Source organism: Streptomyces sp. NPDC006365 (assembly GCF_042870755.1).
Classification (GTDB): Bacteria; Actinomycetota; Actinomycetes; order Streptomycetales; family Streptomycetaceae; genus Streptomyces; species Streptomyces xiangluensis.
In genome coordinates this window covers 161,680-188,316 of sequence record NZ_JBIAHS010000016.1, presented here as the reverse complement: position 1 = coordinate 188,316, position 26,637 = coordinate 161,680, and the positions used below count along the sequence as shown (strand labels likewise).

Annotated in this window: 27 protein-coding genes and 1 pseudogene; 11 read left to right on the top strand and 17 right to left on the bottom strand. The window is 70.1% G+C overall.

Translation table 11 applies throughout. From position 1 onward, the window contains the following. Positions 1-350 precede the first annotated feature (350 nt). Positions 351-947: an SCO3374 family protein gene (locus ACFYO0_RS34140; protein ID WP_388683905.1), complete on the top strand. Its 597-nt coding sequence runs from the start codon at positions 351-353 to the stop codon at positions 945-947. On the opposite strand, the gene ACFYO0_RS34135 is transcribed toward ACFYO0_RS34140, so the two are convergent. The 10 genes from ACFYO0_RS34135 to ACFYO0_RS34090 form a co-directional block, all read right to left on the bottom strand. After that, positions 926-1,261, bottom strand: coding sequence for an Lsr2 family protein (locus ACFYO0_RS34135; RefSeq protein WP_388683991.1), 336 nt, complete (start codon positions 1,259-1,261; stop codon positions 926-928). The genes ACFYO0_RS34140 and ACFYO0_RS34135 overlap by 22 nt on opposite strands. 237 nt (positions 1,262-1,498) lie before the next feature. Next, positions 1,499-2,041, bottom strand: a complete 543-nt coding sequence (locus tag ACFYO0_RS34130; RefSeq protein WP_386347559.1) for an amino-acid N-acetyltransferase — start codon at positions 2,039-2,041, stop codon at positions 1,499-1,501. Between the two features lie 9 nt (positions 2,042-2,050). Continuing rightward, positions 2,051-2,533, bottom strand: coding sequence for a BlaI/MecI/CopY family transcriptional regulator (locus ACFYO0_RS34125; RefSeq protein ID WP_388683903.1), 483 nt, complete (start codon positions 2,531-2,533; stop codon positions 2,051-2,053). A 121-nt stretch (positions 2,534-2,654) separates the two neighbouring features. After that, positions 2,655-2,846, bottom strand: coding sequence for a hypothetical protein (locus tag ACFYO0_RS34120; RefSeq protein WP_388683902.1), 192 nt, complete (start codon positions 2,844-2,846; stop codon positions 2,655-2,657). A 32-nt stretch (positions 2,847-2,878) separates the two neighbouring features. Then, positions 2,879-3,091 (bottom strand): hypothetical protein, encoded by a 213-nt coding sequence (locus ACFYO0_RS34115; protein ID WP_388683900.1) that lies wholly within the window; start codon positions 3,089-3,091, stop codon positions 2,879-2,881. A gap of 175 nt (positions 3,092-3,266) precedes the next feature. Further along, positions 3,267-4,064, bottom strand: coding sequence for a type III pantothenate kinase (locus ACFYO0_RS34110; RefSeq protein WP_033321657.1), 798 nt, complete (start codon positions 4,062-4,064; stop codon positions 3,267-3,269). A 9-nt stretch (positions 4,065-4,073) separates the two neighbouring features. Further along, a complete protein-coding gene (gene nadC, locus ACFYO0_RS34105) occupies positions 4,074-5,069 on the bottom strand; it encodes a carboxylating nicotinate-nucleotide diphosphorylase (protein WP_388683897.1) in 996 nt (331 codons plus the stop codon). A 5-nt stretch (positions 5,070-5,074) separates the two neighbouring features. Next, on the bottom strand, positions 5,075-6,886 hold the full coding sequence (locus ACFYO0_RS34100; protein WP_388683988.1) for an L-aspartate oxidase: 1,812 nt from the start codon (positions 6,884-6,886) through the stop codon (positions 5,075-5,077). 11 nt (positions 6,887-6,897) lie between these two features. Continuing rightward, positions 6,898-7,890: a pantoate--beta-alanine ligase gene (panC, locus tag ACFYO0_RS34095; protein WP_388683895.1), complete on the bottom strand. Its 993-nt coding sequence runs from the start codon at positions 7,888-7,890 to the stop codon at positions 6,898-6,900. Beyond that, the gene (locus ACFYO0_RS34090; RefSeq protein WP_388683893.1) at positions 7,887-8,831 is read right to left on the bottom strand and encodes a Rossmann-like and DUF2520 domain-containing protein; all 945 of its coding nucleotides are present in this window, start codon (positions 8,829-8,831) and stop codon (positions 7,887-7,889) included. Before ACFYO0_RS34090 ends, panC begins: the two co-directional genes overlap by 4 nt. 157 nt (positions 8,832-8,988) lie before the next feature. Between ACFYO0_RS34090 and ACFYO0_RS34085 the strand changes: the two are divergent. Beyond that, a pseudogene (locus tag ACFYO0_RS34085) lies at positions 8,989-9,683 on the top strand (beta-eliminating lyase-related protein); the annotation flags it as partial. Between the two features lie 16 nt (positions 9,684-9,699). On the opposite strand, the gene ACFYO0_RS34080 reads toward ACFYO0_RS34085, so the two are convergent. From ACFYO0_RS34080 to ACFYO0_RS34070, 3 genes are all read right to left on the bottom strand, one after another. Continuing rightward, complete coding sequence (locus ACFYO0_RS34080) at positions 9,700-10,332, bottom strand: AAA family ATPase (RefSeq protein WP_388683890.1); 633 nt, start codon at positions 10,330-10,332, stop codon at positions 9,700-9,702. Positions 10,333-10,401: 69 nt separating this feature from the next. Continuing rightward, on the bottom strand, positions 10,402-11,073 hold the full coding sequence (locus tag ACFYO0_RS34075; protein ID WP_388683888.1) for a response regulator: 672 nt from the start codon (positions 11,071-11,073) through the stop codon (positions 10,402-10,404). Positions 11,074-11,187: 114 nt separating this feature from the next. Further along, positions 11,188-12,387 carry a sensor histidine kinase gene (locus ACFYO0_RS34070; RefSeq protein WP_388683886.1) on the bottom strand — a complete coding sequence of 400 codons (1,200 nt, stop codon included), beginning with the start codon at positions 12,385-12,387 and terminating at the stop codon, positions 11,188-11,190. A gap of 130 nt (positions 12,388-12,517) precedes the next feature. On the opposite strand from ACFYO0_RS34070, the gene ACFYO0_RS34065 reads away from it, so the two are divergent. Then, positions 12,518-13,648 (top strand): SAM-dependent methyltransferase, encoded by a 1,131-nt coding sequence (locus tag ACFYO0_RS34065; protein WP_388683883.1) that lies wholly within the window; start codon positions 12,518-12,520, stop codon positions 13,646-13,648. On the opposite strand, the gene ACFYO0_RS34060 is transcribed toward ACFYO0_RS34065, so the two are convergent. Beyond that, positions 13,613-14,764 carry an NADH-quinone oxidoreductase subunit D gene (locus ACFYO0_RS34060; RefSeq protein WP_388683880.1) on the bottom strand — a complete coding sequence of 384 codons (1,152 nt, stop codon included), beginning with the start codon at positions 14,762-14,764 and terminating at the stop codon, positions 13,613-13,615. The genes ACFYO0_RS34065 and ACFYO0_RS34060 overlap by 36 nt on opposite strands. Before the next feature lie 31 nt (positions 14,765-14,795). On the opposite strand from ACFYO0_RS34060, the gene ACFYO0_RS34055 reads away from it, so the two are divergent. Together ACFYO0_RS34055 and ACFYO0_RS34050 are read left to right on the top strand one after the other, a co-directional pair. After that, positions 14,796-15,323 (top strand): PH domain-containing protein, encoded by a 528-nt coding sequence (locus ACFYO0_RS34055; protein ID WP_388683879.1) that lies wholly within the window; start codon positions 14,796-14,798, stop codon positions 15,321-15,323. Beyond that, the gene (locus tag ACFYO0_RS34050; protein WP_388683877.1) at positions 15,320-16,654 is read left to right on the top strand and encodes a PH domain-containing protein; all 1,335 of its coding nucleotides are present in this window, start codon (positions 15,320-15,322) and stop codon (positions 16,652-16,654) included. The genes ACFYO0_RS34055 and ACFYO0_RS34050 overlap by 4 nt, the downstream gene beginning before the upstream one ends. A gap of 91 nt (positions 16,655-16,745) precedes the next feature. Here the strand turns inward: ACFYO0_RS34050 and ACFYO0_RS34045 are convergent, their stop codons facing one another. Continuing rightward, complete coding sequence (locus ACFYO0_RS34045) at positions 16,746-18,290, bottom strand: hypothetical protein (protein ID WP_388683874.1); 1,545 nt, start codon at positions 18,288-18,290, stop codon at positions 16,746-16,748. 294 nt (positions 18,291-18,584) lie between these two features. Between ACFYO0_RS34045 and ACFYO0_RS34040 the strand changes: the two genes are divergently transcribed. From ACFYO0_RS34040 to ACFYO0_RS34015, 6 genes are all read left to right on the top strand, one after another. Continuing rightward, complete coding sequence (locus ACFYO0_RS34040) at positions 18,585-20,429, top strand: phosphatidylglycerol lysyltransferase domain-containing protein (RefSeq protein WP_388683872.1); 1,845 nt, start codon at positions 18,585-18,587, stop codon at positions 20,427-20,429. A 136-nt stretch (positions 20,430-20,565) separates the two neighbouring features. Next, positions 20,566-21,444: a dihydropteroate synthase gene (folP, locus tag ACFYO0_RS34035; RefSeq protein WP_388683869.1), complete on the top strand. Its 879-nt coding sequence runs from the start codon at positions 20,566-20,568 to the stop codon at positions 21,442-21,444. Then, entirely contained in the window at positions 21,441-21,974 is a 534-nt protein-coding gene (locus tag ACFYO0_RS34030; protein ID WP_388683867.1) for a nuclear transport factor 2 family protein, read from the top strand. Before folP ends, ACFYO0_RS34030 begins: the two co-directional genes overlap by 4 nt. 235 nt (positions 21,975-22,209) lie before the next feature. Continuing rightward, positions 22,210-22,569, top strand: coding sequence for a dihydroneopterin aldolase (gene folB, locus ACFYO0_RS34025; protein WP_388683864.1), 360 nt, complete (start codon positions 22,210-22,212; stop codon positions 22,567-22,569). Next, on the top strand, positions 22,566-23,177 hold the full coding sequence (gene folK, locus ACFYO0_RS34020) for a 2-amino-4-hydroxy-6-hydroxymethyldihydropteridine diphosphokinase (protein WP_344387951.1): 612 nt from the start codon (positions 22,566-22,568) through the stop codon (positions 23,175-23,177). The genes folB and folK overlap by 4 nt, the downstream gene beginning before the upstream one ends. 58 nt (positions 23,178-23,235) lie before the next feature. Beyond that, on the top strand, positions 23,236-23,721 hold the full coding sequence (locus tag ACFYO0_RS34015; RefSeq protein WP_344387952.1) for a DUF3180 domain-containing protein: 486 nt from the start codon (positions 23,236-23,238) through the stop codon (positions 23,719-23,721). Positions 23,722-23,777: 56 nt separating this feature from the next. Here the strand turns inward: ACFYO0_RS34015 and folE are convergent, their stop codons facing one another. Both folE and ftsH read right to left on the bottom strand, forming a co-directional pair. Further along, positions 23,778-24,383 carry a GTP cyclohydrolase I FolE gene (gene folE / locus ACFYO0_RS34010; protein ID WP_388683862.1) on the bottom strand — a complete coding sequence of 202 codons (606 nt, stop codon included), beginning with the start codon at positions 24,381-24,383 and terminating at the stop codon, positions 23,778-23,780. 148 nt (positions 24,384-24,531) lie between these two features. After that, the gene (gene ftsH / locus ACFYO0_RS34005) at positions 24,532-26,571 is read right to left on the bottom strand and encodes an ATP-dependent zinc metalloprotease FtsH (RefSeq protein WP_388683986.1); all 2,040 of its coding nucleotides are present in this window, start codon (positions 26,569-26,571) and stop codon (positions 24,532-24,534) included. Positions 26,572-26,637: the final 66 nt, after the last annotated feature.

The window sequence follows — 26,637 nt, the reverse complement described above, 5'->3', positions numbered from 1 at the left end:
ACCGCTCATTCCATCTGCCGACACCCGTCCTTGGCCTCCCAATCGCCGAACGCCGACATCTGCTCCAACCCGATGGTGCGAGACGATGTTCCCGCAGGCCAGACAGATACCCTCACCAGCTGTACGCCGATGGCGAACGTGAGATGCCTGAGCCTTGCGTGTCGCCCCTCCCACTAGGGATGTCTTACCCGTAAGCACTGACAGTCCATGCCGCGCGCACCCATTCCCTCCGCTATGGGCGAACATCCTTGCGCCGCCGAGCGCTTCCACACGCCCTCGATTCCGATACTCGGCGCGCACATGGGAACACCCAACGTAACTTGTGGCCCGTTTTGGCGGTTGCTCCTGGCATGGCCCACCCGTCTCCCGACCCACTTGCCGCTGTTCCTCTCCCACGAAGCCCACTGGACACCGGCGACCACGTGCGCCGGTGGTACGAGAACGAACTGGGCTGGGCGACAGTGCCCGGACCTCCCGTCGAGCTGCTGACGGGCCTGCGCTTCGACGTCCTGGAGGTGCCGGCGGAGGCGGGTCACGCGGCGCTGCGGCATCTTGGGCCGGGTTCTCCGGTGGCCGTGCGGGCGGACCGGATGCGACTGCTGGTGGCCGCGGGAAGCGCCGACGAGCTGCCGGGGCTGCTCGACTGGCTGGAGTGGGGATCTCTCGCGCTGGATCTCAGGGCGATCGGCGCGGGCGGGCGCATCGAGGCGCCGCTGCCCCCGCGCGGCGCACGGGGCACCGCGGTGGACGGCTCGCAGGGGGCCGCCGTCTGGCTGCGGCCCCCAGAGCCCGACTGCGAGGTGGAGCCTGCGTTGCCGACACTGTCGGCGCTCGGCGGGGGCGGTGGGGGCGCCCCCGATCTCGTACGACTCGTGGACACGATGGCAACGCAGTGCCACCGGATCCGCCTGCGGCAAGCCCGCTATCAGGCGTTGGCCTTCTCGTAGGCCTCGCGAATGGACGCCGGAACACGGCCACGGTCATTGACCTCGTAACCGTTCTCCTTCGCCCAGGCGCGGATCTGCGCGGTGTCCTGACTTCCGCCGGAAGCGGCGCGCGCCTTGCCACGCCCCCCAGAAGCACGGCCTCCGGTACGACGACCGCTCTTCAGGTACGGCTCGAGAAGGCCGCGGAGCTTGTCCGCATTGGCGGTGGTGAGATCGATCTCGTAAGTCTTGCCGTCCAGCGCGAACGTCACGGTCTCGTCCGCCTCGCCGCCGTCGAGGTCGTCGACAAGAAGGACCTGAACCTTCTGTGCCACCGGATTTCCTTTCATCGATAACTTCAGGGCCGAGGACCGCGGCGGCTGCCGCTGTTTCATGCCCCCTGTTATATGCACTACTGCAGTACGTCCGAAAGCAAACCGCTTTTGCTGGAAAAACACAAACCCCTGGGAGAGACCGGGAGAGACCGACCCGACCTGAGAAGACCGAAAACGTACGCGTTTCGGACATAGAGCCCCCGGGCAAGGGGTGCCGGGCGTATTCCAAGCCGACGATCACAGATGCAGAAGCATCCGGCTGTTGCCCAAGGTGTTCGGTTTCACTCGTTCGAGACCGAGGAACTCTGCCACGCCCTCGTCATAGGAACGCAGTAGCTCGGCGTAGACCTCGGGGTCAACGGGTGTCTCACCGATCTCCACGAAGCCGTGCTTCGCGAAGAAGTCGACTTCGAAGGTCAGGCAGAATACCCGGCGAACGCCGAGCCAGCGGGCAGTCTCCACCAACTTCCCCAGCAACTGATGCCCGACGCCGGCGCCCTTGAGCCTGGGGTCGACCGCGAGAGTACGGACTTCCGCGAGGTCTTCCCACATCACGTGCAGTGCACCGCAGCCGACCACCTCGGCACTTGACCCGGCATCCCGTTCCGCGACCCAGAACTCCTGGATGTCCTCGTAAAGCGTCACCGTCGCTTTGTCGAGCAGGATGCCGCCACGGACGTACGCGTCGAGGAGACGGCGTACCGCGGGGACATCGCTGGTCCTGGCCCGGCGGACAGTGAGGGGTTTACGGGAGGTGACTTCGGACTGCTCTGCTGGCATGACCGGACGTTATCGCCCGGTGTCGCCCTCGATGGCGGCGGGGTTCTCGCCCGGGGCGTTCTGGTGGGTGGAGCTTTCGCGAGGGGAGGTTTCGCCGGCCGCCGTTTCGCCCGAGGAGCTTTCGCCGGCCGAACTTTCGCTGGTCGTCGTTTCGCCGCTCGTCGTTTCCGGGCCTTCCACGATGCGGAGAGCGTCACGCAGTGCCGCGCGCTGTTCCGGGGACATCATGCCGAAGAAGGCGACGAGAGCGGCGGCCGGGTTGTCACTCCGCGACCAGGCCTCGTTCATCAGGGCGGCCGCGTAGGCGGCGCGAGTGGAGACCGCCTCATATCGATAGGCCCGGCCTTCCGCTTCGCGGCGCACCCAGCCCTTCTGATGGAGATTGTCCAAAACGGTCATCACCGTGGTGTACGCGATGGACCGTTCCTGCTGAAGATCTTCCAGGACTTCTCGAACGGTCACCGGGCGGTTCCACTTCCACACCCGCGACATGACCGCGTCTTCCAGTTCTCCCAAGGGGCGAGGCACAACTCAGACCCTAGTGGGACATTCCAGTCAAAGCATTACAGACGTGGCCTTGATGGACGTTTGAGAATAAAAGAGGCGTACGGGTTCAGGCGTCGGCGTTGCGATCACGTTCGCCGGAGGCCTGACGGGTGTTCTCGGCACGCACGAGGGCGGCATCGACGACCGCGTCCTCCTTGGCCTTGTTGGCGCCGCCCTGCGACTTCACGATCGTCACGATCAGAGCGGTGAAGAACACAGCCATCACTACCGGGGGTACGAGCGCGGAGACGTATTCCATGCCTTTCAGAGTAGCCAGGGCATGGGGGCGAGCTACTGCGGGGGCTTGCCGGGTGACGTGGGCGGCTTGCGCCGGGGCGGGAAGACCTCGCCCGGGGTGGGGATGGGCCGGTGCGGCTGAGCGGGCTTGGGGCTGCGCTGGGGCTCGGCCTTCGGCTTCGGCGGCGGCTGAGAGGCGGGCTCTTTCGCCGGCTTCTTCTCGGGGTCCTCGGCGGCGGCACGCGCGGGGGCGTAAGGCGTAGGCATGAGGCGACGATACGCACTAATCAGACAACCTTCACGGAACGCAACGCCTTGCCTCCGGCGGATGGGTGGGGCGCCTACCGGGTGGGTGGGTTCGGTTCGTTGGCGAGTGCGGTGCATTGTGGCTGGTCGCGCCCCGCACTCGCCAACGAACCCAACTGCTGAACCGCCGGAGGCACTACGTACGGGACACGTTTCGCTCGTAAACCAGCCGAAGGCCGATCAACGTAAGCCACGGCTCATGCTCATCGATCACCGAGGACTCGCCCAGAACCATCGGCGCAAGCCCACCCGTCGCGATGACCGTGACATCGTCCGGGTCATCGGCCAGCTCGCGCGCCACCCGGTTCACCACGCCGTCCACCTGGCCGGCGAAACCGTAGATGATGCCCGACTGCATCGCCTCGACCGTGTTCTTGCCGATCACACTCCGCGGCCGAGCCACTTCGATCTTGCGCAGCTGAGCGCCTCGCACCCCGAGCGCCTCGACCGAGATCTCGATACCGGGGGCGATGACCCCGCCCACATACTCCCCGCGCGCACTCACCGCGTCGAACGTCGTCGCCGTACCGAAGTCGACGACGATCGCCGGCCCCCCGTAGAGCTCGACGGCGGCGACCGCGTTGATGATGCGGTCCGCGCCGACCTCCTTGGGGTTGTCCATCAGGATCGGCACGCCGGTCTTGACGCCGGGCTCGACGAGGATGGCGGGGACGTCGCCGTAGTAGCGGCGGGTCACCTCGCGCAGCTCATGCAGGACTGAGGGGACGGTGGCGCAGATGGCGATGCCGTCGATGCCGTCGCCCAGTTCGTCGCCGAGCAGCGGGTGCATGCCCATCAGGCCCTGGAGGAGAACGGCCAGCTCGTCGGCCGTGCGGCGCGCGTCCGTCGAGATGCGCCAGTGCTCGACGATGTCGTCCCCGTCGAAGAGGCCGAGGACGGTGTGGGTGTTGCCCACGTCGATGGTCAGCAGCATGACCCGTACCTACTCCGCCGCTCGCAGGTCGAGGCCGATGTCCAGGATCGGCGAGGAGTGGGTGAGGGCGCCCACGGCGAGGTAGTCGACGCCGGTGCGGGCGTACGCCGCCGCGTTGTCCAGGCTGAGGCGGCCCGAGGCTTCCAGGAACGCGCGGCCGTCGACGAGGGCGACGGCCTCCTCGCACTCGCCGGGCGTGAAGTTGTCCAGGAGGATCAGGTCGGCGCCCGCGTCCACGACCTCTCGCAGCTGGTCCAGGTTGTCGACCTCGACCTCGATCGGTACGTCGGGGAAGGTCTCCCGTACGGCCTTGAAGGCCTGGGCGACGCCGCCCGCGGCGACCACGTGATTGTCCTTGACCAGGGCCGCGTCCGAGAGGGACATGCGGTGGTTGACGCCGCCGCCGCAGCGCACCGCGAACTTCTCCAGGGAGCGCAGTCCGGGCGTCGTCTTGCGGGTGTCGCGCACGCGGGCCTTCGTGCCCTCGAGAACGTCCGCCCACGCGCGCGTGGCGGTCGCGATTCCGGAGAGGCGGCACAGGAGGTTCAGGGCGCTGCGTTCGGCCGTCAGGAGGTCGCGGGTGCGGCTGGTGATGCTCAGGAGCTTCTGGCCGGCCACCACACGGTCGCCGTCGTCGACGTGGCGCTCGACCTCGAACTCGTCGGTGCAGACGACCGAGACGACCGCCTCGGCGATCCTCAGGCCCGCCACGACACCCGCCTCACGGGCGGTGAAGTCGGCGGTGGCGACCTCCTCTTCGGGGATGGTCGCGACCGTGGTGACGTCCACGCCGTGGTCGAGGTCCTCCTCGATGGCCAGGTGCGCGATGTCCTCCACCTCGACGGGGTCGAGCCCGGCGTCGACGAGGAGTGCCGCGAGGGCCGGGTCGAGGCCGCACTCCAGGGGGTCGAGGTCGTAGTCCTCTTCGGCACCTGCGGCACCGCAGCCGCAGCCGTCGCCGCAGCCACCGCTGGAGAGGAGGGGAAGGTCGGGGGTGCTGCTCACTGCTTTCACTGCTCCTGGGGACGGGGTGCCGGGCGGGGCATGAGGGTCCCCCCAAGTCGAGCGGAGTCGAGATCTTGGGGGAGGGTCGGGGGGAAGTCTGGTGTGTCGGTGGTGTGTACCGCGAGGGTTCGGTCCGGATTCAGCCGTACGACGATGTGGCGGGACCAGTCGGTGTCGTCACGGTCGGCGTGGTCCTCGCGCCAGTGGCAGCCGCGGGTCTCCTCGCGCAGACGGGCGGCGGCGACCAGGACGCGGGCCACGCACAGGAGGTTGGTGGTCTCCCAGGTGTCGACGCCGGGCTCGGCCGTCTTGCCGTTCTCGGCCAGCGCGTCGCGGGCGTCCGAGTGCAGTTGCTCGAGGCGGTCGGCCGCCCGCTCCAGGGACTCGGCGGACCGCAGCACACCGGCGCCGTCGCTCATGACCCGCTGAATCGCGAACCGCGCCTCGGAGTCGAGGAGCGGGTGGACGGGCTGCTCCGGGTAGGCGACGGGCGCGGGCACGCGCGTGTAGAGGCGGTTCTCCTCGTGGCGCGTGGCGATGTCGGCCGCGATGCGCTCGGCGTAGACGAGCCCCTCCAGGAGGGAGTTGGAGGCGAGCCGGTTGGCGCCGTGCACACCGGTACAGGCGACCTCCCCGCACGCGTACAGGCCGGGGACGGTCGTACGGCCCTGGGAGTCCGTGCGGACGCCTCCGGAGGCGTAGTGGGCGGCCGGGGCGACCGGGACGGGCTCGGTGACCGGGTCGATGCCGTGGGCGCGGCAGGCGGCGAGGATCGTGGGGAAGCGGTGCTCCCACATGTCGGGGCCGAAGTGGCGGGCGTCCAGGTACATGTGCTCTGCGCCCTGCTCCTGCATGCGGCGCATGATGCCCTTGGCGACGATGTCGCGGGGCGCGAGCTCTGCCAGTTCGTGCTGACCGGCCATGAAGCGCACGCCGTCCGCGTCGACGAGGTGGGCGCCCTCGCCGCGAACCGCCTCGGAGACCAGCGGCTGCTGGCCCTCGGCGTCCGGGCCGAGGAACAGCACGGTCGGATGGAACTGCACGAACTCCAGGTCGCTGACCTCGGCCCCGGCGCGCAGGGCGAGCGCGACGCCGTCCCCGGTGGACACGGACGGGTTGGTGGTCGCCGAGAAGACCTGGCCCATGCCGCCGGTGGCGAGGACCACGGCGGGCGCGTGAACGGCTCCCACGCCGTCGTGCTGGCCCTCTCCCATGACGTGCAGCGTGACGCCCGCGGTGCGGCCGTCGGCGTCCGTCAGCACGTCCAGGACCAGGGCGTTCTCGATCGTACGCAGTCCACGCGCGCGTACCGCCTCGACGAGGGCCCGGGAGATCTCGGCGCCCGTCGCGTCGCCGCCCGCGTGCGCGATACGGCGGCGGTGGTGGCCGCCCTCGCGGGTGAGCTCCAGGTCGCCCTGTTCGGACTCGTCGAAGTGGGCGCCGGTCGCGATGAGGCGGCGTACGGCGTCGGGGCCCTCGGTGACGAGGAGGCGTACGGCCTGCTCGTCGCACAGGCCCGCGCCCGCCACCAGCGTGTCGTCGAGGTGCTGCTCGGGGGTGTCGCCCTCGCCGAGGGCCGCCGCGATGCCGCCCTGCGCCCAGCGCGTGGAGCCGTCGTCGAGCATGGCCTTGGTGACGACGACGGTCCGCAGCCCCGCGGCGTCGCAGCGCAGGGCCGCGGTGAGTCCGGCGACTCCGGAGCCGACGACCACGACGTCGGCGGCGATGAACCAGCCGGGGGCGGGCGCGTTCAAACGAGGGTGAGCGCGGAGCGCTCTCGTTTGAGGGTGGTGGTGGTGGGCGACGGGCGGGCGTATGCCTGTGCTGGTCACGAGGCGGCTCCGAAGGTCAGCGGAATGTTGTCGATCAGCCGGGTCGTCCCGACCCGGGCGGCGACGGCGAGGACCGCCTCGCCGGTGTAGTCGTCCGGGATCTCGGTGAAGTCGGACGGATCGACCAACGCGAGGTAGTCCAGGGCGAGCGGGGGTTGCATACGGGCGGCGTCGTCGAGGACGAGGCGGGCGGCGGCGCGGACCGCGGCGGGGCCGCCCGGCACCGCTTTGGCGACGGCGTGCGCGTCGGCCGCGGCGCGGGACTCGCCGAGCGCGCTGAGGGCCTCGGCACGCGCGCGCGTGGTGGGCACTTCGCGGGCACGCGCGCGCAGGGCCTCCTGTGCGGCGTGCCGGTCGCTGCCCGCGAACAGTGCCTGGGAGAGGGCGAGCGCGGTGCGGCGCTCGGCGGCCGAGAGGTAGCGGTTGCGGCTGGACAGGGCCAGTCCGTCCTCCTCGCGCACCGTCGGTACGCCGACGATCTCCACCCCGAAGTTCAGATCGCGCACCATGCGGCGGATCAGGGCGAGCTGCTGGGCGTCTTTCTGTCCGTACAGCGCCACATCGGGCCGGGTGAGGTGCAGCAGCTTGGCGACGACGGTGAGCATGCCGTCGAAGTGCCCGGGCCTTGAGGCGCCCTCCAGACGCTCACCCATGGGCCCCGCGCTGATGCGGACCTGGGGTTCGCCGCCCGGGTAGACCTCGTCCACGGAAGGGGCCAACACGACGTCCGCGCCCGCCTGTTCAGCGATCTTCACGTCGGCGTCCAGGGTGCGCGGATAGCGGTCGAGGTCCTCGCCCGCGCCGAACTGGAGGGGGTTCACGAAGACCGTGACGACGACCTCGCCGTCGCCGCCCGCGATCCCGCGGGCGGTGCGGATCAGGGTGGCGTGGCCCTCGTGCAGGGCGCCCATCGTCATCACGACGGCACGACGGCCGTTGCGCACGCGCGCGTGGAGCTCATCGGCGGTGCGCAGCAGGGCGGTGGTCATCGGGCGTCTCCCTCAGTGCCGTCGGTCCCGTCTGCCAGTACCCCGTCTGCCAGTACCCCGAGAAGGTCCTCTGCGAGCTCCGGCTTGAGCAGTCCGTGGGCGAGGGCCCGGTCGGCGGTCGCGCGGGCCATCGCCAGATAGCCGGGAACTGTCTCCGGGGCGTGCTTACGCAACTCCGTGACGTGCGCGGCGACCGTGCCCGCGTCACCGCGCGCCACGGGTCCGGTGAGGGCCGCGTCGCCCGACCTGAGGGCGTTGTCCAGGGCGGCACCGAGCAGCGGGCCCAGCATCCGGTCGGGGGCCTCCACGCCCGCCGTGCGCAGCAGCTCCATGGACTCGGCGACCAGCGTCACCAGGTGGTTGGCGCCGAGCGCGAGGGCCGCGTGGTACAGCGGCCGGGCCTCCTCGGCGATCCACTCGGGCTCGCCGCCCATCTCGATGACCAGCGCCTCGGCGGCCAGCCGCAACTCCTCGGGCGCGGTGACCCCGAAGGAGCACCCGGCGAGCCGCTGCACGTCCACAGGAGTGCCGGTGAACGTCATCGCGGGATGCAGCGCCAGCGGCAGCGCACCGGCCCGCAGCGCGGGTTCCAGGACCTTCGCGCCGTACCGCCCGGAGGTGTGCACGAGAAGTTGCCCCGGCCGTACGGCCCCCGTCTCGGCGAGCCCCTCCACCAGCCCCGGCAGGGCGTCGTCCGGGACCGTCAGGAGCACGAGCTCGGCCCGCTCCATGACCTGCGCGGGCGTCACCAGCGGTACGTCGGGCAGCAGCTGCGCAGCACGCCGTACGGAGGCGTCGGATACCCCGGAGACGGCCACCGGTCGATGCCCGGCGAGCTGCAACGACGCGGCAAGAGCGGGCCCCACGCGGCCGGCACCGACGACGCCGACGGTGAGCCGCGCAGGGCGGTTCTTGGGGTCTGGTTGGGGGACTGTACTCACTCGACGGCGGCCTTCCGTTCCAGTCCGCTCGGGGTACCGGACGATTTCTCGTCATGTTAACGCGATCGGTTCCGGGCCCGTTTTGTTGTCCACAAGCTGTGGGAAATTGTGGAAATCTCGCGTGCACGGCCGCCGCCGGGCCCGGCATGATCCGCGAATGAGTGATTCGGCGCAGCAGGACAAGGATCAGTCGGCTGAGCAGGGCGACGAACAGTCCGCGGAGCAGAAGCGGGCGCGGCGCTGGGCTGCCGCGCGAGGGGCCGAACGGACACTGTGGCGGGCCGGTTTCCACTCCACGGCCGCCGAGCGACTGGCGCGGCTGACGGACACGGCGCCCCGGGTGTACGCCTGGACCAGCCGGTGGACATGTACGGCGACCGGATCGTCGAGACCGTGGAGGAGCGGGTCGCGGGCCTCCTCGGCAAGGAGGCCGCCGCCTTCTTCCCCTCGGGCACCATGGCTCAGCCAGTGGCCCTGCGCTGCTGGGCGGGCCGTACGGGGAGCGCGACCGTGGCGTTGCATCCGCTCTCCCACCCGGAGCTGCACGAACGGCATGCGTTCAGCACGGTCAGTGGCCTGCGGATCGTCCATCCGACGCACGAGCCACGGCTGCCGTCCGCCGACGAGATACGCGACCTGGAGGAGCCCTTCGGGTCCCTGCTGCTCGAACTGCCCCTCCGGGAGGCCGGTTTCGTCCTGCCCACCTGGGAGGACCTCTCCGAGGCGGTGGAAGCGGCGCGCGAACGCGACGCCGTGGTCCACTTCGACGGAGCCCGCCTGTGGGAGTGCACCGCGCACTTCGGCCGCCCTCTGGACGAGATCGCGGGTCTCGCGGACAGCGTCTACCTGAGCAGCCGAACGGCGCCCGTCAGTCGAACCGGATGTGCTTGACGCCGACCCGTACCTGCCGTAGCCGGGTCCGCAACGCCCCCTCCTTGTTCGGTTTGAGCGTCAGCCCGGCCAGTACGGCGATCCGGTCGGCCGTCTTGGGAACCGTGGTGTCGTCCGTCCACAGGTGCTCGGCGAACTCCGGCTCGCGCAGCCTCTCCAGGCAGTGGTCGAGCTGCTCCACCGCCCAACTCTCCCTGCGCAAGGGGGCGTCCTTGCCGCCGACGTACTGGAGGAGGTGGCCGAAGCCGCGCTCGCGCAGCCGTTTCAAGACGGTCTCGCGCTGGGCGAGGAGCGAGAAGTGCCGTACGTCGTGGCCCTTTTCGCGCAGTCGCCCGACGGTCTCGTCGAAGTAGCCGAAGTCCGTGACGGTCATGGGGGCGATCACCACGCCGTCGTGCTTGGTGAGGGCGAGGTCGAGCACCTCGACGACGCCCTGCCGCCAGGACACCAGGTCCTGGAAGTTTCCGCGCAGTCCGGGCGGCAGCGTGCGGCGCATCCCGAAGCCGATGTGTTCCGGATCGCAGATGACGCTGCCGGGCAGGCGCCGCTGAATTTCGTGCGCAGTCTGTGTCTTGCCGCCCCCGAAGGGGCCGTTGATCCACAGGAGCATGCGCAGAGACCTTAGTGGCCGACTGTTACGCCTCGGTCACGTTCGCGCCGCGCCCCTGCCAAGGACCGCTCAGCCCTGTCCGCCCGCCCGTACCAGACCCGTCTCGTACGCCAGAACCACGACCTGCACCCGGTCCCGCAGCCCGAGCTTGGTGAGGATGCGCCCCACGTGCGTTTTGACCGTCGCCTCCGAGAGGACGAGACGGGCCGCGATCTCGCCGTTCGACAGGCCCTGCGCGACCAGGATCATCACCTCGCGCTCGCGGTCGGTCAGCCGCTCCAGCTCCTTGCGCTGGGGCTCTTTGCCACCGCTCGGCAGCATCGGCGCGAATCGGTCGAGGAGACGGCGGGTCGTGGAGGGCGCGACCACCGCGTCGCCGCTGTGCACGGAGCGGATGGCGGTGAGGAGTTCGCCGGGCGGCACGTCCTTGAGCATGAAGCCGGAGGCGCCCGCCTTCAGCCCGGAGAAGGCGTACTCGTCGAGGTCGAAGGTGGTCAGGATCAGCACCTTCGGCGGATCCGGCTCCGAGCAGATGCGGCGGGTCGTCTCGACGCCGTCCAGCTTCGGCATGCGTACGTCCATCAGGACCACGTCGACGGCGGTCGAGCGCAGCACCTGGAGGGCCTCGACACCGTCGCCCGCCTCCGCGACGACCTCCATGTCCGGCTGGGCGGCGAGCACCATCCGGAACCCGGTGCGCAACAGCACCTGATCGTCGACGAGCATCACGCGGATCGGCATTCCTGGGTCCTCCGGTCGATTCATGGACGGGCGGTGCGGGTGCGAGTGGTGCGTGTGCGAGTGGTGCGTGGGGGGGTCGGTTCGCGGGCGGTCGGTGGGTGTCGCGTGCACGTGTCAGTTGGCGGGCTTGAGCGGGAGCAGGGCACTGATCCGGAAGCCGCCGCCCGGGCGCGGCCCGGCGTCCAGAGTGCCGCCGACCATACCGACGCGCTCCCGCATACCGATCAGACCGTGTCCCCGGCCGTCGACGCCACCATCCTCGTACAACTCGTGCGGAGCGCCCTTCCCGTCGTCCTCGACGAGCAGCCCGAGGCCGTCGTCGAAGTAGACCAGGCGCACGCTCGCGCCCGCGTTCGGCCCCCCGTGCTTGCGCGTGTTGGTCAGCGCCTCCTGCACGATGCGGTACGCGGTGAGTTCGACGCCGGTCGGCAGCGGTCGCGGGGTGCCCTCGATCTTGTAGTCGACGGGGAGGCCGGCCGTGCGGACCTCTTCGATGAGGTCGTCGAGTTGGTCGACGTCGGGCTGCGGGACGTACTCGCCGCTCTCCTGGTGCTCGCCGGTGCGCAGCACGCCGAGCAGGCGGCGCATCTCGGCGAGGGCCTGCCGGCCTGTTCCGGAGATGGTCTCCAGGGCCTTCTTGGCCTGGTCGGGGGCGGTGTCCAGGACGTACGCGGCACCGTCCGCCTGCACCACCATCACCGACACGTTGTGCGCGACCACGTCGTGCAGCTCGCGGGCGATCCGGGCCCGCTCGGCGGCGACCGCCACCTTGGACTGGGCCTCGCGCTCCTTCTCCAGCCGGGCGGCGCGCTCCTCCAGCTGGGAGAGGTAGGCGCGGCGGGTGCGGACCGAGTCGCCGAGGACCCAGGCGAGTGCGAAGGGAACGATCTGGAAGGTCACTATGGCGATGCTGCTCCCGACGCCCTGATCGGCCGGCCAGCGCAGTTGTGCCACGGGAGCGGCGCACAGGCCGGCGGTCAGCGCTATCCGGGAGGCCCAGCGGGCGCCGTCCGCCGCGACCGTATAGATGATCACCAAGAAGGCGAAGTTGGCGGGCAGCGTCCCGACGTCCGCGATCAGCTGCACCAGGCCGAGCAGGAGCGCCAGGATCAGCATCTTCTCCGGCATACGGCGGCGCAGCGCGACCACCAGGGACAGCAGAAGCATGATCGGAACCGTGACGGCCGGAAGATCGGCCCCCTGGGCCTCCTCCGTGATCGATCCGCCCAGCACGGAAATCCCGAGCAGGAGGACGGCCCAGAAGCTGTCGACCCATGTCGGGTGCCTGCGGAGGAAGTCGTAGAGGCGCTGCACGTAACCCAGCGTAGGGAAGGGTGCAGTGTGCAGGGGTCAACCGGAGGGCCGATCCGCGACCACCGGACGTACTCCCCAAGGTGGAGACCTGCTGATTCCCGGCGCTTAGCCTGAGGCCGTGGGACAAGCCGTGAGACAAGACGCACACGAGGCGGCGGGTGGCCGGCGCGGGTGGCGGCAGGCCGCCGAGGAGGCGCTGTACGGGCCTCGCGGGTTCTATCGCCGGCCTGAGGGGCCCGCGGGTCACTTCCGGACCTCGGTGCACGCGTCGCCGCTGTTCTCGGGTGCTGTGGCCCGGCTTCTGTGCCGGGTCGACAAGGCGCTCGGCCGGCCCGCCGAGCTCGCCTTCGTCGACATGGGCGCGGGCCGCGGCGAGCTGGTCACCGGCGTCCTGAAGGCCCTCCCCGCCGAAGTGGCCTCCCGCGCGCACGGGTATGCCGTCGAACGCGCCGACCGGCCCGCCGCTCTCGACCACCGGATCGAGTGGCTCGCGGAGCCTCCGTCGGGGGTCACCGGGCTGCTGTTCGCGAACGAGTGGCTGGACAACGTGCCCCTGGACGTGGCCGAGGTCGACGCCGACGGGGTGCCACGGCTGGTCCTCGTACGGGAGGACGGCACGGAATCCCTCGGGGAACCGGTCTCCGGAGCTGAAGCGGAGTGGCTGGCGCGCTGGTGGCCGCTGCCTGGACATCAGCTTCCCGAAGAGCTTCGTGTCCCTGAAAACCAGCATCCTGTAGGGCTGCGTGCCGAAATCGGCCTCCCCAGGGACGCCGCTTGGGCATCCGCCGTGGCCGGCCTCGACCGGGGTCTTGCCGTTGCCGTCGACTACGCCCACCGCGCGGACGCACGCCCGCCCTTCGGGACGCTCACCGGCTTCCGCGAGGGCCGCGAGACGGCGCCCGTACCGGACGGGTCCTGCGACATCACCGCGCACGTGGCCCTGGACTCGTGCGCGCTGCCAGGAGCGCGGCTGCTGACCCAGCGGGACGCCCTGCACGCCTTGGGCGTGAGCGGCGGCCGGCCGCCGCTGTCGCTGGCCTCCACGGACCCGACGGCGTACGTACGGGCTCTCGCCGGCGCCGGCGAGGGCGCCGAACTCACGGCTCCCGGCGGGCTCGGCGACTTCGGCTGGCTCGTGCAGCCGGTTGGATTTCCGAACCCGCTGCCCGGCCCACCGCCCGGCGAAAACAGCCCTCTGCAGAGAGCACGGGGAGCGCGGACAGCCCTACTTGTCGATGTCCCCGACCACGAAGAACAGTGACCCCAGGATCGCCACCATGTCCGCGACCAGCGTCCCCGGCAGCAGCTCCACCAAGGCCTGAATGTTGTTGTACGAGGCCGAGCGCAGCTTCAACCGGTACGGGGTCTTGTCGCCCTTGCTGACGAGGTAGTAGCCGTTGATGCCGAGTGGGTTCTCGGTCCAGGCGTACGTGTGGCCCTCCGGGGCCTTGAGCACCTTCGGGAGCCGCTGGTTGACCGGGCCCGGCGGCAGCTGAGCGAGCCGGTCCAGGCAGGCGTCGGCGAGGTCCAGGGAGTTGTGCGTCTGCTCCAGGAGGACCTCGAAGCGGGCCAGGCAGTCGCCCTCCTGGCGCGTGACAACCTGCAGGACGTCGCCCAGTTCCCCGTACGCCAGATACGGCTCGTCGCGGCGCAGATCGAAGTCGACTCCGCTGGCGCGGGCGATCGGACCGCTCACTCCGTAGGCGTGCACCGTCTCCGGGGACATCCGGCCCACGTCGCGCGTACGCCCGCGGAAGATCTCGTTGCCGAGCACCAGGTTGTCGTACACGTCCATGCGTGTGCGGACGTCCGCGACGGCCGCACGCGCGCGTGAAGCCCATCCGGCGGGGAGGTCCTCCTTGAGGCCGCCGACGCGGTTGAACATGAAGTGCATACGCCCGCCGGAGATCTCCTCCATGACGGCCTGGAGTTCCTCGCGCTCCCGGAAGGCGTAGAAGACCGGGGTGATTCCGCCCAGCTCCAGGGGGTACGAACCGAGGAACATCAGATGGTTCAGGACGCGGTTCAGCTCCGCGAGGAGCGTCCGCATCCACACCGCACGGGCCGGGACCTCCATGCCGAGCATGCGTTCCACGGCGAGGACGACACCCAGCTCGTTCGAGAAGGCGGAGAGCCAGTCGTGGCGGTTGGCGAGCATGATGATCTGGCGGTAGTCGCGCGCCTCGAAGAGCTTCTCCGCGCCGCGGTGCATATAGCCGATGACCGGCTCCGCGTGCTGGATCCGCTCGCCGTCCAGCACGAGCCGAAGGCGCAGTACACCGTGGGTGGACGGGTGCTGGGGCCCGATGTTGAGCACCATGTCGGTGCTCTCCGCGGCGCCGCCGATGCCGACCGTGGTCTCCGTGGTGGGAGTCATGAGAACAGTGTCTCGTACGTACTCTTGCGGCATGGAGACGGGGAGCAGGGGGAGCAGGGGGACCATGGGCACCACCGAGAGCACCGAGTCCGGGCCCGAGCCGGTGTGGACCGGCCTGCCGCCGGGACTGCTGCGGATGCGCCGGCTGCTGCTAGTGGTGTGGCTGGTGCCGCTGACGCTCGGTACGGGGCTGCCGCTCGGTCTGCTCGCCGGGCCCGGCTGGGCGGCCTTCGCCCTGCTGCCGCTGGCACTGCTGCTGTGGGGCTGGCCGATGCTGGGCCGCAACTGGCGGTCCTGGCGGTACGCCGAGCGCGCGGACGACCTGCTGATCAGCCGCGGTGTGCTGTGGCGTGAGGAGACAGTCGTACCGTACGGGCGCATGCAGCTGGTCGAGGTGACCTCGGGTCCCATCGAGCGTCACTTCGGGCTGGCGAGCGTGCAGCTGCACACGGCCGCCGCAGCGACGGACGCCCGCATTCCGGGCCTCGACCCGGCGGAGGCGGAACGGCTGCGGGACCGGCTCACCGAGCTGGGCGAGGCCAGATCGGCGGGGCTGTGACGACTTCCGACGTCGAGCGCGACGTACGCCAGGAAAAGCCCGTGACGGAGCGGCGGCTGCATCCCGTGACGCCGCTGCGCCGCGCCTGGGCGCCGATCGCCGTGATCGCCGGCTGGGCGGTGCACGACCCCGACCAGACGCAGCGGCAGCTGACCCGGCTGACGACCTCCACGCTGCTGATCGCGATCGCCGTGGTCATTCCGGCGGCCGCCCTGTACGGCTTTCTGACCTGGTGGTTCACCCACTTCGCGGTGACCGACACCGAACTGCGCATCCGTACGGGCCTGTTGTTCCGGCGCACCGCGCACATCCGGCTGGACCGGCTCCAGGCCGTCGATGTCACCCAGCCGCTGCTGGCCCGCGTCGCGGGCGTCTCCAAACTCAAACTCGACGTCATAGGGACCGACAAGAAGGACGAACTCGCCTTCCTGGGCGAGACCGAGGCCCGTGTGCTGCGGGCCGAACTGCTCGCCCGCGCCGCCGGTTTCGCCCCCGAGACGGCGCACGAGGTGGGCGAGGCGCCGGTCCGGCAGCTGCTGCACGTACCGGCCAGGGTTCTCGCTGTGTCCCTGTTGCTGACAGGCGCCACCTGGGGATCGCTGGCCGGCGCGCTCGTCGTACCACCACTGGTGTGGTGGGCCTCCCACAGCGTGTGGACGGTCCTCGCGGTCGCGCTGCCGCTGCTCGGCGCGGCGGGCGCGAGCAGCGTGGGGCGCTTCGTCGGCGAGTACGACTGGACCGTGGGCGATTCCCCGGACGGGCTCCGTCTCGATCACGGACTGCTCGACCGTGCGCACGAGACGGTGCCGCCCGGCCGCGTACAGACCGTCCGCATCGTCGAACCGCTGCTGTGGCGGCGGCGCGGCTGGGTCCGGGTCGAGCTGGACGTGGCGGGCTCGTCCAACTCCGTGCTCGTACCGGTCGCTCCGCGCGAGGTCGCCGAGTCGGTGATCGCGCGAGTGCTGCCGGGAGTGACGGTGCCGGGTGCACTGTCGCGACCGCCCCGCCGGGCAGGCTGGTGCATGCCGTTGTGGTGGCGGGGACACGGGCTCGCCGTCACCGACGCCGTCTTCGCGTCCCGGCACGGGCTGATGCGCCGCAGCCTCGCGCTCGTTCCGCACGGCAAGGTCCAGAGCGTACGCATGGAGCAAGGGCCGTGGATGCGCGTCAAGGGGCTGGCCCATGTGCACATCGACACGGGCGCCAACAAGACGGTGACGGCTCGGCTGCGGGACGCCTCGGAGGCGGCGGAGTTGCTGTACGCGCAGGCGGACCGGTCACGGACGGGGCGGCGGGAGGCCCGGCCGGATCGGTGGATGGCCGGAGCTTGAGCGATGAACGGCTGAGGGCAGTGACGCGTTGCGCTGCCACTGCCCTCATGACCTGTTGCCGATGAACCTCAGGGAACCTCGCTCCTGAGGTTCAGGAAACCGCGCTCCGCAGTTCCGCCACGTCGATCTGTTCCGTCTCGTCGTGCGCGGTCAGGTCGATGACCTGCTTGCCGACGCCGCGGGACTCCTCGTCCGCGGGCTTGAACTGCGCCTCGGACTCGGCTTTGTGGAGAGCGATCGCTTCCTGGCCCACCACGTCGGCCAGGTCCTCGTTCTGCACGGCCTCCAAGGCGGCCCGGGACGCCTCCTGCTGCGTACCGAAGAAGTCGAACCCGCCCTCTACGGAAGGCCGCCGTACGGGAGAAGTCGGCACGACCGCCACGGCCTTGGGCACAGTGAAGTGCCCGGAGGGAAGCCCAGCCTTGTGGGCGGGCTTCAGGGCTGCTGCGGTGGTGGGGGACTCGGCGGGCGTCGGTGCGTTCGCGGCGGCCGTGCGCTCATGCCCTCCGACCGCCTCGGGCTTCCCCTGCGCCGCCTCCCCCTCCGCCCCGGCCTCGCCCGTCGCGGGGGCCTTCTTGCGAGAGCCGCCCTTCGGCGAACCGCCCGGTGTGGGCCCGCCCTTGCCGGGACCGCCCGCCGGAGGCGCACCCTTCGGCGCACCGGCCTTCACGGGGGCACCCTTGGCCGAACCGCCCTTCACGGGGCCGCCCTTCGGCGACGGGCCTGGCTCGGGCTCGTCGAACGCATCCGGCGCCGGACCGCTCTCTGTAGAGCCGCTCTTCGGGGACTCGCTCCCGTCGGGCGCGTCTGCCGCCGAACCGCTCCCCGTGGAACCGCTCTTCGGGGACTCCTTCTCGGCGGGCTCGTCTGCCGCCGAACCGCTCTCCGTGGAGCCGTCCGCCGCGGACGAACCGCTCGTGTCCTCCGAAGCGACCTCTTCCGATGCGTCCTGTGCCGAACCGTCCTGTGCCGAACCGTCCTTCGTCACTCCGTCCGCCCAAGGCGCGCCCTCGGCCACGTCCACGTGAGACGCAGCCGCCTCCGCCAGCCGGTCCAGCGCCGCGTTGGCCTTCGCGTAGAGCACCGAAGCCGCGGCACGTGCGGCCGGAGCGGGCTTCTCCGTCGCCTCGGCCACCGGATCCGCCGAAGCCGCCGCGGGCAGTGCGGCACGAGCCGGAGTCGTCGCCTCTACGGCGAGGCGTCGGCGGCTCTCCAGGACACTGGCCCGCTCCGTCTCCGCCGTGGCGTACCGCCTCAGCAGGGCGGCGTGTTCGTTGCGCAGGCCCTGAAGCTCCGCCCGCTTCTCGCGGAGCCGGTGCTCCAGCTTGGTTCGCAGCTCGCGGGACTCGTCGAGGTCGGTCTCGAGCTCGGCGACCCGCTCCTCGTGGCGCCACTCGTCGCTCGCACGCGCGCGCGTGAGGTCCGCGACGCGTTTGCCCGCGGACACGTCCCAGTGGCGCATGACGACCGCGCCCACGACAGCCGTCGCCGCGGCGCCCGCAGCCAGCCCGCGGAGCACCCACGCGTCAGAGAACAGCCAGGGCCCGGCGGCACAGACGAGCGAGACGCCTGCGATCGCCGAGGGGGGCAGCAGCCGGTGCAGAGGTGGGGAATGACGGTGACGTCCACGTGGCATGGCCAGAAACTTACCGCGCGTAGGCGAATCTTGGAGCCCCGCCCCCTAAAAACCCAGCCACTCCCGAGGATTGATACCACCTCACCACTCAGCGGTCACTCCAAACTGTCACTCCAGTGACAGCGGCACCTCGCAGAGGACCGACAGAGGTCCGCGTATGCAAACGCACTTTTGCCACGCTTTTCCGAAACCGAGTGAACCCGGCCCCTCCTGACACCGTCCTAGAGGGCGCAATATCGCCGGATGCCGTAAATGGCACTGGTTCCGAGGTCTCTCGCAGAAGTGCGGTATGCGATGTCTGTCACGGTTGAAGGGGAAGCATCGGCCAGGGCTCCGGACAGGCCGGGCCGACTGCGCCGCATACTGCGCGGTCCACGCCCCGAGGCCGTCCCCACCCTGGTCGCCAGGGCCTGCACTCTCGTGGGGTTCCTGGACATCGCCGCGGGCGTCTTCCCGCGCTTCCGGCACAGCCGTGTGCACACGCTCGCCGAGGTACTGCCGGGCGCGCTGGGCCCGTTCGCCGCCGCCCTGTCGCTCAGCGTGGGCGTCCTGCTGCTGCTCCTGGCCCACGGTGTGCGCCGCCGGAAGCGCCGGGCCTGGCAGGCCGCCGTGCTCCTGCTGCCGGCCGGCGCCCTCGCACAGCTGGCCTACCGGCACTCCCTCATCGGCGTCCTCGTCTCACTGGCGCTGCTGGCTCCCCTGCTGCGGCATCGCGGCGAGTTCACGGCGCAGCCCGACCCCCGCAGCCGCTGGCGCGCGCTCACCAACTTCGTTCTCATGGGCGCCGGTTCACTCCTCCTCGGTCTGGTCATCGTCAGCGTCCACTCGAACCGATTGGTGGGCGATCCGAGCCTGGCAGACCGCATCACCCACGTGATGTACGGCCTGTTCGGCTTCGAAGGGCCGGTCGGCTACCAGGGCGATACGTCCTGGACGGTGGCCTTCTCACTCGGCGCGCTCGGCCTGCTGACCGCCATCAGCACCATCTACCTGGCGCTGCGCCCCGAACAGCCCGCCGCACGGCTCACGAAGGACGACGAGGTGCGGCTGCGAGCACTCCTGGAGAAGCACGGTGGCCGTGACTCGCTCGGTCACTTCGCGCTGCGCCGGGACAAGGCGGTCGTCTTCTCGCCCAGCGGCAAGGCGGCGGTGACGTACCGCGTCGTCTCCGGGGTGATGCTCGCCGGCGGCGACCCGATCGGCGACGTCGAGGCCTGGCCCGGCGCGATCGAGCGCTTCATGGACGTGGCGAAAACCCACTCCTGGACGCCCGCCGTCATGGGCTGCTCCGAAACGGGCGGCGAGGTCTGGACGCGGGAAACCGGCCTGGACGCCCTCGAACTGGGCGACGAGGCGGTGGTGGATGTCGCGGATTTCTCGCTGGCCGGACGCCCGATGCGAAACGTGCGCCAGATGGTGAAACGCATCGGGCGGGCCGGTTACGAGACCCGGGTGCGCCGTGTTCGTGACCTGGGCGAAGGCGAACTGGACCGGATACGCCGCGCCGCCCAGGACTGGCGCGGCACGGACACCGAGCGCGGCTTCTCCATGGCGCTGGGCCGCATCGGTGACCCGGCCGACGGGGACTGTCTGCTCGCCACGGCACACAAGGTTGACGCCGAACCGGGGCCGTACGGCGACCTGAAGGCCGTACTCCACTTCGTCCCATGGGGCACCGACGGCGTCTCCCTGGACCTGATGCGCCGCGACCGCGCGGCCGATCCCGGCATGAACGAGCTCCTCATCGTGGCCGCGCTCAAGGCGGCGCCGCGCCTGGGCGTGGAGCGGGTCTCGCTCAACTTCGCGATGTTCCGCGCGACCCTGGCCCGCGGCGAGAAGATCGGCGCGGGCCCGGTCCTGCGCGCCTGGCGCGGTCTGCTGGTGTTCCTCTCCCGCTGGTTCCAGATCGAGTCGCTCTACAAGTTCAACGCGAAGTTCCGCCCCCGCTGGGAGCCCCGCTTCGTCGTCTACGGCTCCTCCCGCGACCTGCCGCGCCTCGGCCTGGCGGCCCTGCGGGCGGAGGGCTTCGTGGACGTCCTCCTACCGCGGGCCCTGCGCCGCAAGACGCCCCCGCCGACGCCGTGCACCCACCAGCTGCCGGAATCCCGCCTGCCGGAACACGGCGTGAGGGCGGCATAGAGCAGGCCTGAGCGTGGTCCCACTCCCTCCAAGCCCCGGGACCTCGCTCAGGCCACCACACGATGGGGGCCGCCTCCGGAAGCCCCTCGGCCCCCGGAGGAGACCCGGCCCGACGCCAGAGGCCTACGCTGGGCGTATGACCAAGAACAGCGGGCGAGGCCAAGTGTCAGGGCTCCCGGCATGGGACCGGTGCGCCGTCATGGGAGTTGTGAACGTCACCCCCGACTCCTTCTCGGACGGCGGCCGTTGGTTCGACACGACGGCAGCCGTCAAGCACGGCCTCGACCTGATCGCGGAAGGCGCGGACCTGGTCGATGTGGGCGGCGAGTCCACCCGCCCCGGCGCCACCCGCGTCGACGAGGCCGAGGAACTCAAGCGCGTCATCCCGGTCGTACGGGGCCTCGCCTCCGAAGGCGTCACCGTCTCCGTCGACACCATGCGCGCCTCCGTCGCCGAGCGCGCACTCGCCGCCGGCGCCGCACTCGTCAACGACGTCAGCGGCGGCCTCGCCGACCCCGCGATGATCCCGGTCGTCGCGAACGCCAGCGCGCCCTTCGTGGTCATGCACTGGCGCGGCTTCCTGGAGGGCGGAAACATCCAGGGCAGGTACGAGGACGTCGTCTCCGAAGTCATCGACGAGCTCCACGCGCGCGTGGCGGCCGTTCTCGAGGGAGGCATCGCCGCGGACCGCATCGTCGTCGACCCGGGCCTCGGCTTCTCCAAGGAGGCCGAGCACGACCTGATCCTCCTCGCCCACCTCGACCGCCTCCTGGACCTCGGCCACCCGGTACTGGTCGCCGCGTCCCGCAAGCGGTTCCTCGGCCGCGTACTGGCCGGGCCTCAGGGCGCCCCGCCGCCCGCCAGGGAACGCGACGCCGCCACCGCCGCCGTCTCCGCCCTCGCCGCCCACCGGGGCGCATGGGCGGTCCGCGTCCACGAGGTGCGGGCCACCGCCGACGCGGTCCGGGTCGCCCGGGCCGTGGAAGGCGCCCGGGCTGCAGAGGGAGCCCAGTGAGCGCACCCCGCACCGATGTCGAAGAGGTAGCCCGCGCCAACACCGCCTTCTACGAGGCGATGGAACGAGGCGACTTCGAGGAGCTGTCGACGCTCTGGCTCGCACCCATGGACATCGACGGAGCCGAGCACACCGCAGATCCCGCGGACCCCGAAGACCTCGAGGAAGGCACCGACCGGGGCGCCGAGGTCTCCTGCGTCCACCCCGGCTGGCCCGTACTGACCGGCCGCGGCGAGGTGCTCCGCTCGTACGCGCTGATCATGGCGAACACCGAGTACATCCAGTTCTTCCTGACAGACGTGCACGTGTCCGTCATCTCCGACACCGCCCTGGTGACCTGCACCGAGAACATCCTCAGCGGCGGCCCGGCCCCGGAGGACAGCGACGAACTGGGACCGCTCGTGGGCCAGCTGGTCGTCGCCACGAATGTGTTCCGCCGCACATCCGAGGGCTGGAAACTGTGGTCACACCACGCCTCCCCCGTGTTGGCCGAATCCGGCGAGGAAGAGACCGACGACTCGCCCTCCTGAGTGGGTAGGGGGCAAGTAGTGGTTGGGATCGCGGGGCCTTGGGTAGGGGCGGCTACCAGCCCGTGAGCCGCCGGGTCCCTCCGGACGAACAGTCGATGAACCCTCCTGGCCTGCGCCCGGGCCGAGCCACCGTGACCGGGTGGTGTCAGTGTCCGCAGGTAGATTCGACTGTGGCTGGTGTGCCGATCGCATGTGGCCGTGACCGCCGTTACCGACGATTGCAGGAGTGATTCGCGTGGATCGTGTCGCGCTGCGCGGCCTGAAGGCCCGCGGGCACCACGGTGTCTTCCCCAAGGAACGCGCAGAGGGCCAGACCTTCATCGTGGACCTCTCGCTGGGCCTGGACACCCGGCCGGCCGCGGCCGACGACGACCTGGCGAAGACCGTGCACTACGGCATAGTGGCCCAGGAGGTCGTGGCCGTCGTCGAGGGCGAGCCGGTGGATCTCATCGAAACGCTCGCCGCGCGCATCGCCCAGACATGTCTGAAACACGCCGGGGTCCAGGAGGTCGAGGTCTGCGTCCACAAACCGGACGCGCCGATCACTGTCCCCTTCGACGACGTGACCGTCACCATCACCCGGAGCCGAGTATGACTGCCTCGTTGACCGAGGGTCAGAGCGACCCGACCGTACAGCCGGTGCCCGCCTCCGTCGTGGAACGAGTGGACGCCGCCGACACGACCCTGCACAACCCGAAACGGGCCGTGCTCTCCCTCGGCTCGAACCTCGGCAACCGCCTGGAGACCCTCCAGGGTGCCGTCGACGCCCTGGAGGACACTCCCGGCGTACGGGTCAAGGCGGTCTCTCCGGTGTACGAGACGCAGCCCTGGGGCGTGGAGCCGGACAGCCAGCCGACGTACTTCAACGCGGTCGTCGTCCTGCGCACGACGCTCCCCCCAAGCTCCCTGCTGGAGCGGGCGCACGCGGTCGAGGAGGCCTTCCACCGCGTACGGGACGAGCGCTGGGGGCCCCGCACGATCGACGTGGACATCGTCGCGTACGCCGACATGGTCTCCGACGACCCGGACCTCACCCTCCCCCACCCACGGGCGCACGAGCGTGCCTTCGTCCTCGCCCCCTGGCACGACGTGGAGCCCGACGCCCAGCTCCCGGGTGTCGGGCCGGTGGCAGGACTTCTGGCCTCCGTCCCGCGCGAAGGTGTCGCGCCCCGCGCCGACCTGGAACTACAGCTGCCCGACTAGTCGTTAAGGTCTACCGGACCATCTACCGGACCATCTCCGGCTGCGACGAAGGGGCATCGTGAAAGAGCTGCGCATCAGGACGCTGGTCGGCGTGTTCGTGGTCGCCGGCGTGCTGTCCTGGGCGGGCGCCCGCTTGTGGAACGCGGTGGGCACGCTGCCCCGGGTCCCCCTCGCCGCCCCCATCGTCCTGGCCCTGATCGCCGTGGTCCTCCTGGCCACGGCGCTCTCCCTGAGGGCCCGCCTCAAGGCCCAGCGCGAGCGCCGCCCCGGCGCCACGGGTGTCGACCCGCTGGTGGCGGCCCGAGCGGTGGTATTCGGCCAGGCAAGCGCCCTGGTGGCCGCCCTGGTAGCCGGCATGTACGGCGGAGCCGGCGCCTTCCTCCTGGAGTCCCTGGACATCCCGGCCCGCCGCGACCAGGCAATCTATGCCGGCTTCTCAGTCCTGGCGGGCATTGCCGTCATAGCGGCGGCCTTCTTCCTGGAACGGGTCTGCAAACTCCCGGAAGACGACGAAACGAACGGCAACGCGGCCCCGGCGGCGTAGGGCCGCGCCTCAAGATCACATCACCAGGCAGACGCTACGGAGCCGTCAGCGGAGGCTCACCGAGCCAGGATGAGACTCATCGCCTCGGCCCGCGTCGTAGCGTCCCGCAACTGCCCGCGCACAGCGGATGTCGTCGTCTTCGCCCCCGGCTTGCGTATACCGCGCACCGACATGCACATGTGCTCAGCCTCGATCACGACAATCGCCCCCCGCGCCTCAAGAATCCGCATCAGCGAGTCGGCGATCTGCGTGGTGAGTCGTTCCTGCACCTGCGGACGCCGCGCGAACACCTCGACGAGCCGCGCCAGCTTCGACAGTCCGGTGATCTTTCCGGTATCGGCCGGGATGTACCCCACGTGCGCCACACCGTGAAACGGCAGCAGATGATGCTCACACAGCGACACGATCTCGATGTCCTTCACGAGGACCATCTCGTCGTGCCCCAGGTCGAACGTCGTCGTCAGCACGTCCTCGGGCTCCTGCCGCAACCCGGCCAGCAGCTCCCGATACGCCCGGGCCACCCGCCCCGGCGTCTCCCGCAGCCCCTCCCGGTCCGGATCCTCACCGACCGCGATCAGCAGCTCTCGTACGGCGTTCTCGGCGCGCTTCTCGTCGAACTCGCCGATCTCGCCCTCGCCGCTCAGCCTCACGGGGTCGATCATGTGGTGCCTCGTTCCTGTGCCTTCCACGCGTGCGGATCACGCGCTTCATGTACGGGCATACAAATATGCCGCGCCCCCCAGGCTAGACCAGGGGGGCGCGGCATCCGTTCCGGGCCGATTGAGGCGGCCGGGGCAGGGTGGCTCAGGCTCAGCTCTCGGGACGCTCCTCCGGAGCCGGCTCGGCCACCGGAAGCGCCTCGGCGGCAGGGTTCGCCTTCGCGGTGATCGCCGGCGCCGCGCCGTTCGTCCCGTTCGTCAGCGACAGCTCCTTGGGGGAGAGCACCGGCGGGCGGGTGGACGGAGTGCGCCTGGAGGAGCCGGTCCATGCGGGGCGGGCCGGGCGCTTGACGATGGGGGCGAAGATCTCGGCGATCTCCTCCTTGCCCAGCGTCTCCTTCTCCAGGAGCTTGAGCACCAGGTTGTCGAGGACATCGCGGTTCTCGACCAGGATCTCCCAGGCCTCGTTGTGCGCGGTCTCGATGAGCTTCTTGACCTCTTCGTCGACGAGCGCGGCGACCTCTTCCGAGTAGTCGCGCTGGTGAGCCATCTCACGTCCGAGGAAGGGCTCGCTGTTGTCGCCGCCGAACTTGATCGCGCCGAGACGCTCCGTCATGCCGTACTGCGTGACCATCGCTCGCGCGGTGGCCGTGGCCTTCTCGATGTCGTTCGCCGCGCCCGTGGTCGGGTCGTGGAACACGAGCTCCTCGGCCGCGCGACCGCCCAGCATGTACGCGAGCTGGTCGAGCATCTCGTTGCGCGTGGTCGAGTACTTGTCCTCGTCCGGGAGCACCATGGTGTAGCCGAGCGCACGGCCTCTGGAGAGGATCGTGATCTTGTGGACCGGATCGGAGTTCGGTGAAGCCGCCGCGACCAGGGCGTGACCGCCCTCGTGGTACGCGGTGATCTTCTTCTCCTTGTCCGACATGATCCGGGTCCGCTTCTGCGGGCCCGCGACCACACGGTCGATCGCCTCGTCCAGCATGTGGTTGTCGATCAGCTTCTGGTTGCTGCGCGCGGTGAGCAGCGCAGCCTCGTTCAGCACGTTCGACAGGTCGGCGCCGGTGAAGCCCGGCGTACGACGCGCCACTGCGGACAGGTCGACGTCCGGCGCGACCGGCTTGCCCTTCTGGTGGACCTTGAGGATCTCCAGACGGCCCTGCATGTCCGGGCGGTCGACCGCGATCTGGCGGTCGAAGCGGCCGGGGCGCAGGAGAGCCGGGTCGAGGATGTCGGGCCGGTTCGTGGCGGCGATGAGAATCACACCGCCCTTCACATCGAAGCCGTCCATCTCGACGAGCAGCTGGTTCAGCGTCTGCTCGCGCTCGTCGTGACCGCCGCCGAGACCGGCACCGCGGTGACGGCCCACCGCGTCGATCTCGTCGACGAAGACGATCGCCGGAGCGTTCGCCTTGGCCTGCTCGAACAGGTCACGGACGCGGGAGGCACCGACACCGACGAACATCTCGACGAAGTCGGAACCGGAGATCGAGTAGAAGGGGACGCCGGCCTCGCCCGCGACAGCGCGCGCGAGCAGCGTCTTACCCGTACCGGGAGGCCCGTACAGCAGTACGCCCTTGGGGATCTTCGCCCCGACGGCCTGGAACTTGGCCGGCTCCTGGAGGAACTCCTTGATCTCGTGGAGCTCCTCAACTGCCTCGTCCGAGCCCGCGACGTCGGAGAACGTCGTCTTCGGGGTGTCCTTGGTGATGAGCTTGGCCTTGGACTTCCCGAAGTTCATGACTCGGGAGCCGCCGCCCTGCATCTGGTTCATCAGGAACAGGAAGACAACCACGATGAGGACGAACGGCAGCAGGGAGAGCAGGATGCCGACGAACGGGTTCTGCTTGGACGGCGAAACCGTGTAGCCGTCCGTGATCTGCTTGTCCTCGTACTTGGTCTGCAGTGTGTTGGCGAGGTTGACGCCCTGGTCGCCGATGTAGCTCGCCTGGATCTTCGAGCTGCCCTCGACCTTTTGGCCGTCCTTGAGCTCGACCTTGATGATCTGTTCGTCGCCGGTGGTGAGCTTGGCCTGCTGGACCTTGTTGTCACTGATCGCCTGGACGACCTGGCCGGTGTCCACCGTCTTGTAGCCGCCGGACGAGCCGACGACCTGCATCAACACGACCACGGCAAGGACGGCCAGCACGATCCACATGACCGGCCCACGGAAGTATCGCTTCACGTCCATCCATACGGAGCGGTGCCGCCCCGTCCCTCCTGCCATAGTGAGTTTGATAAGACTGTTCTTCGGACG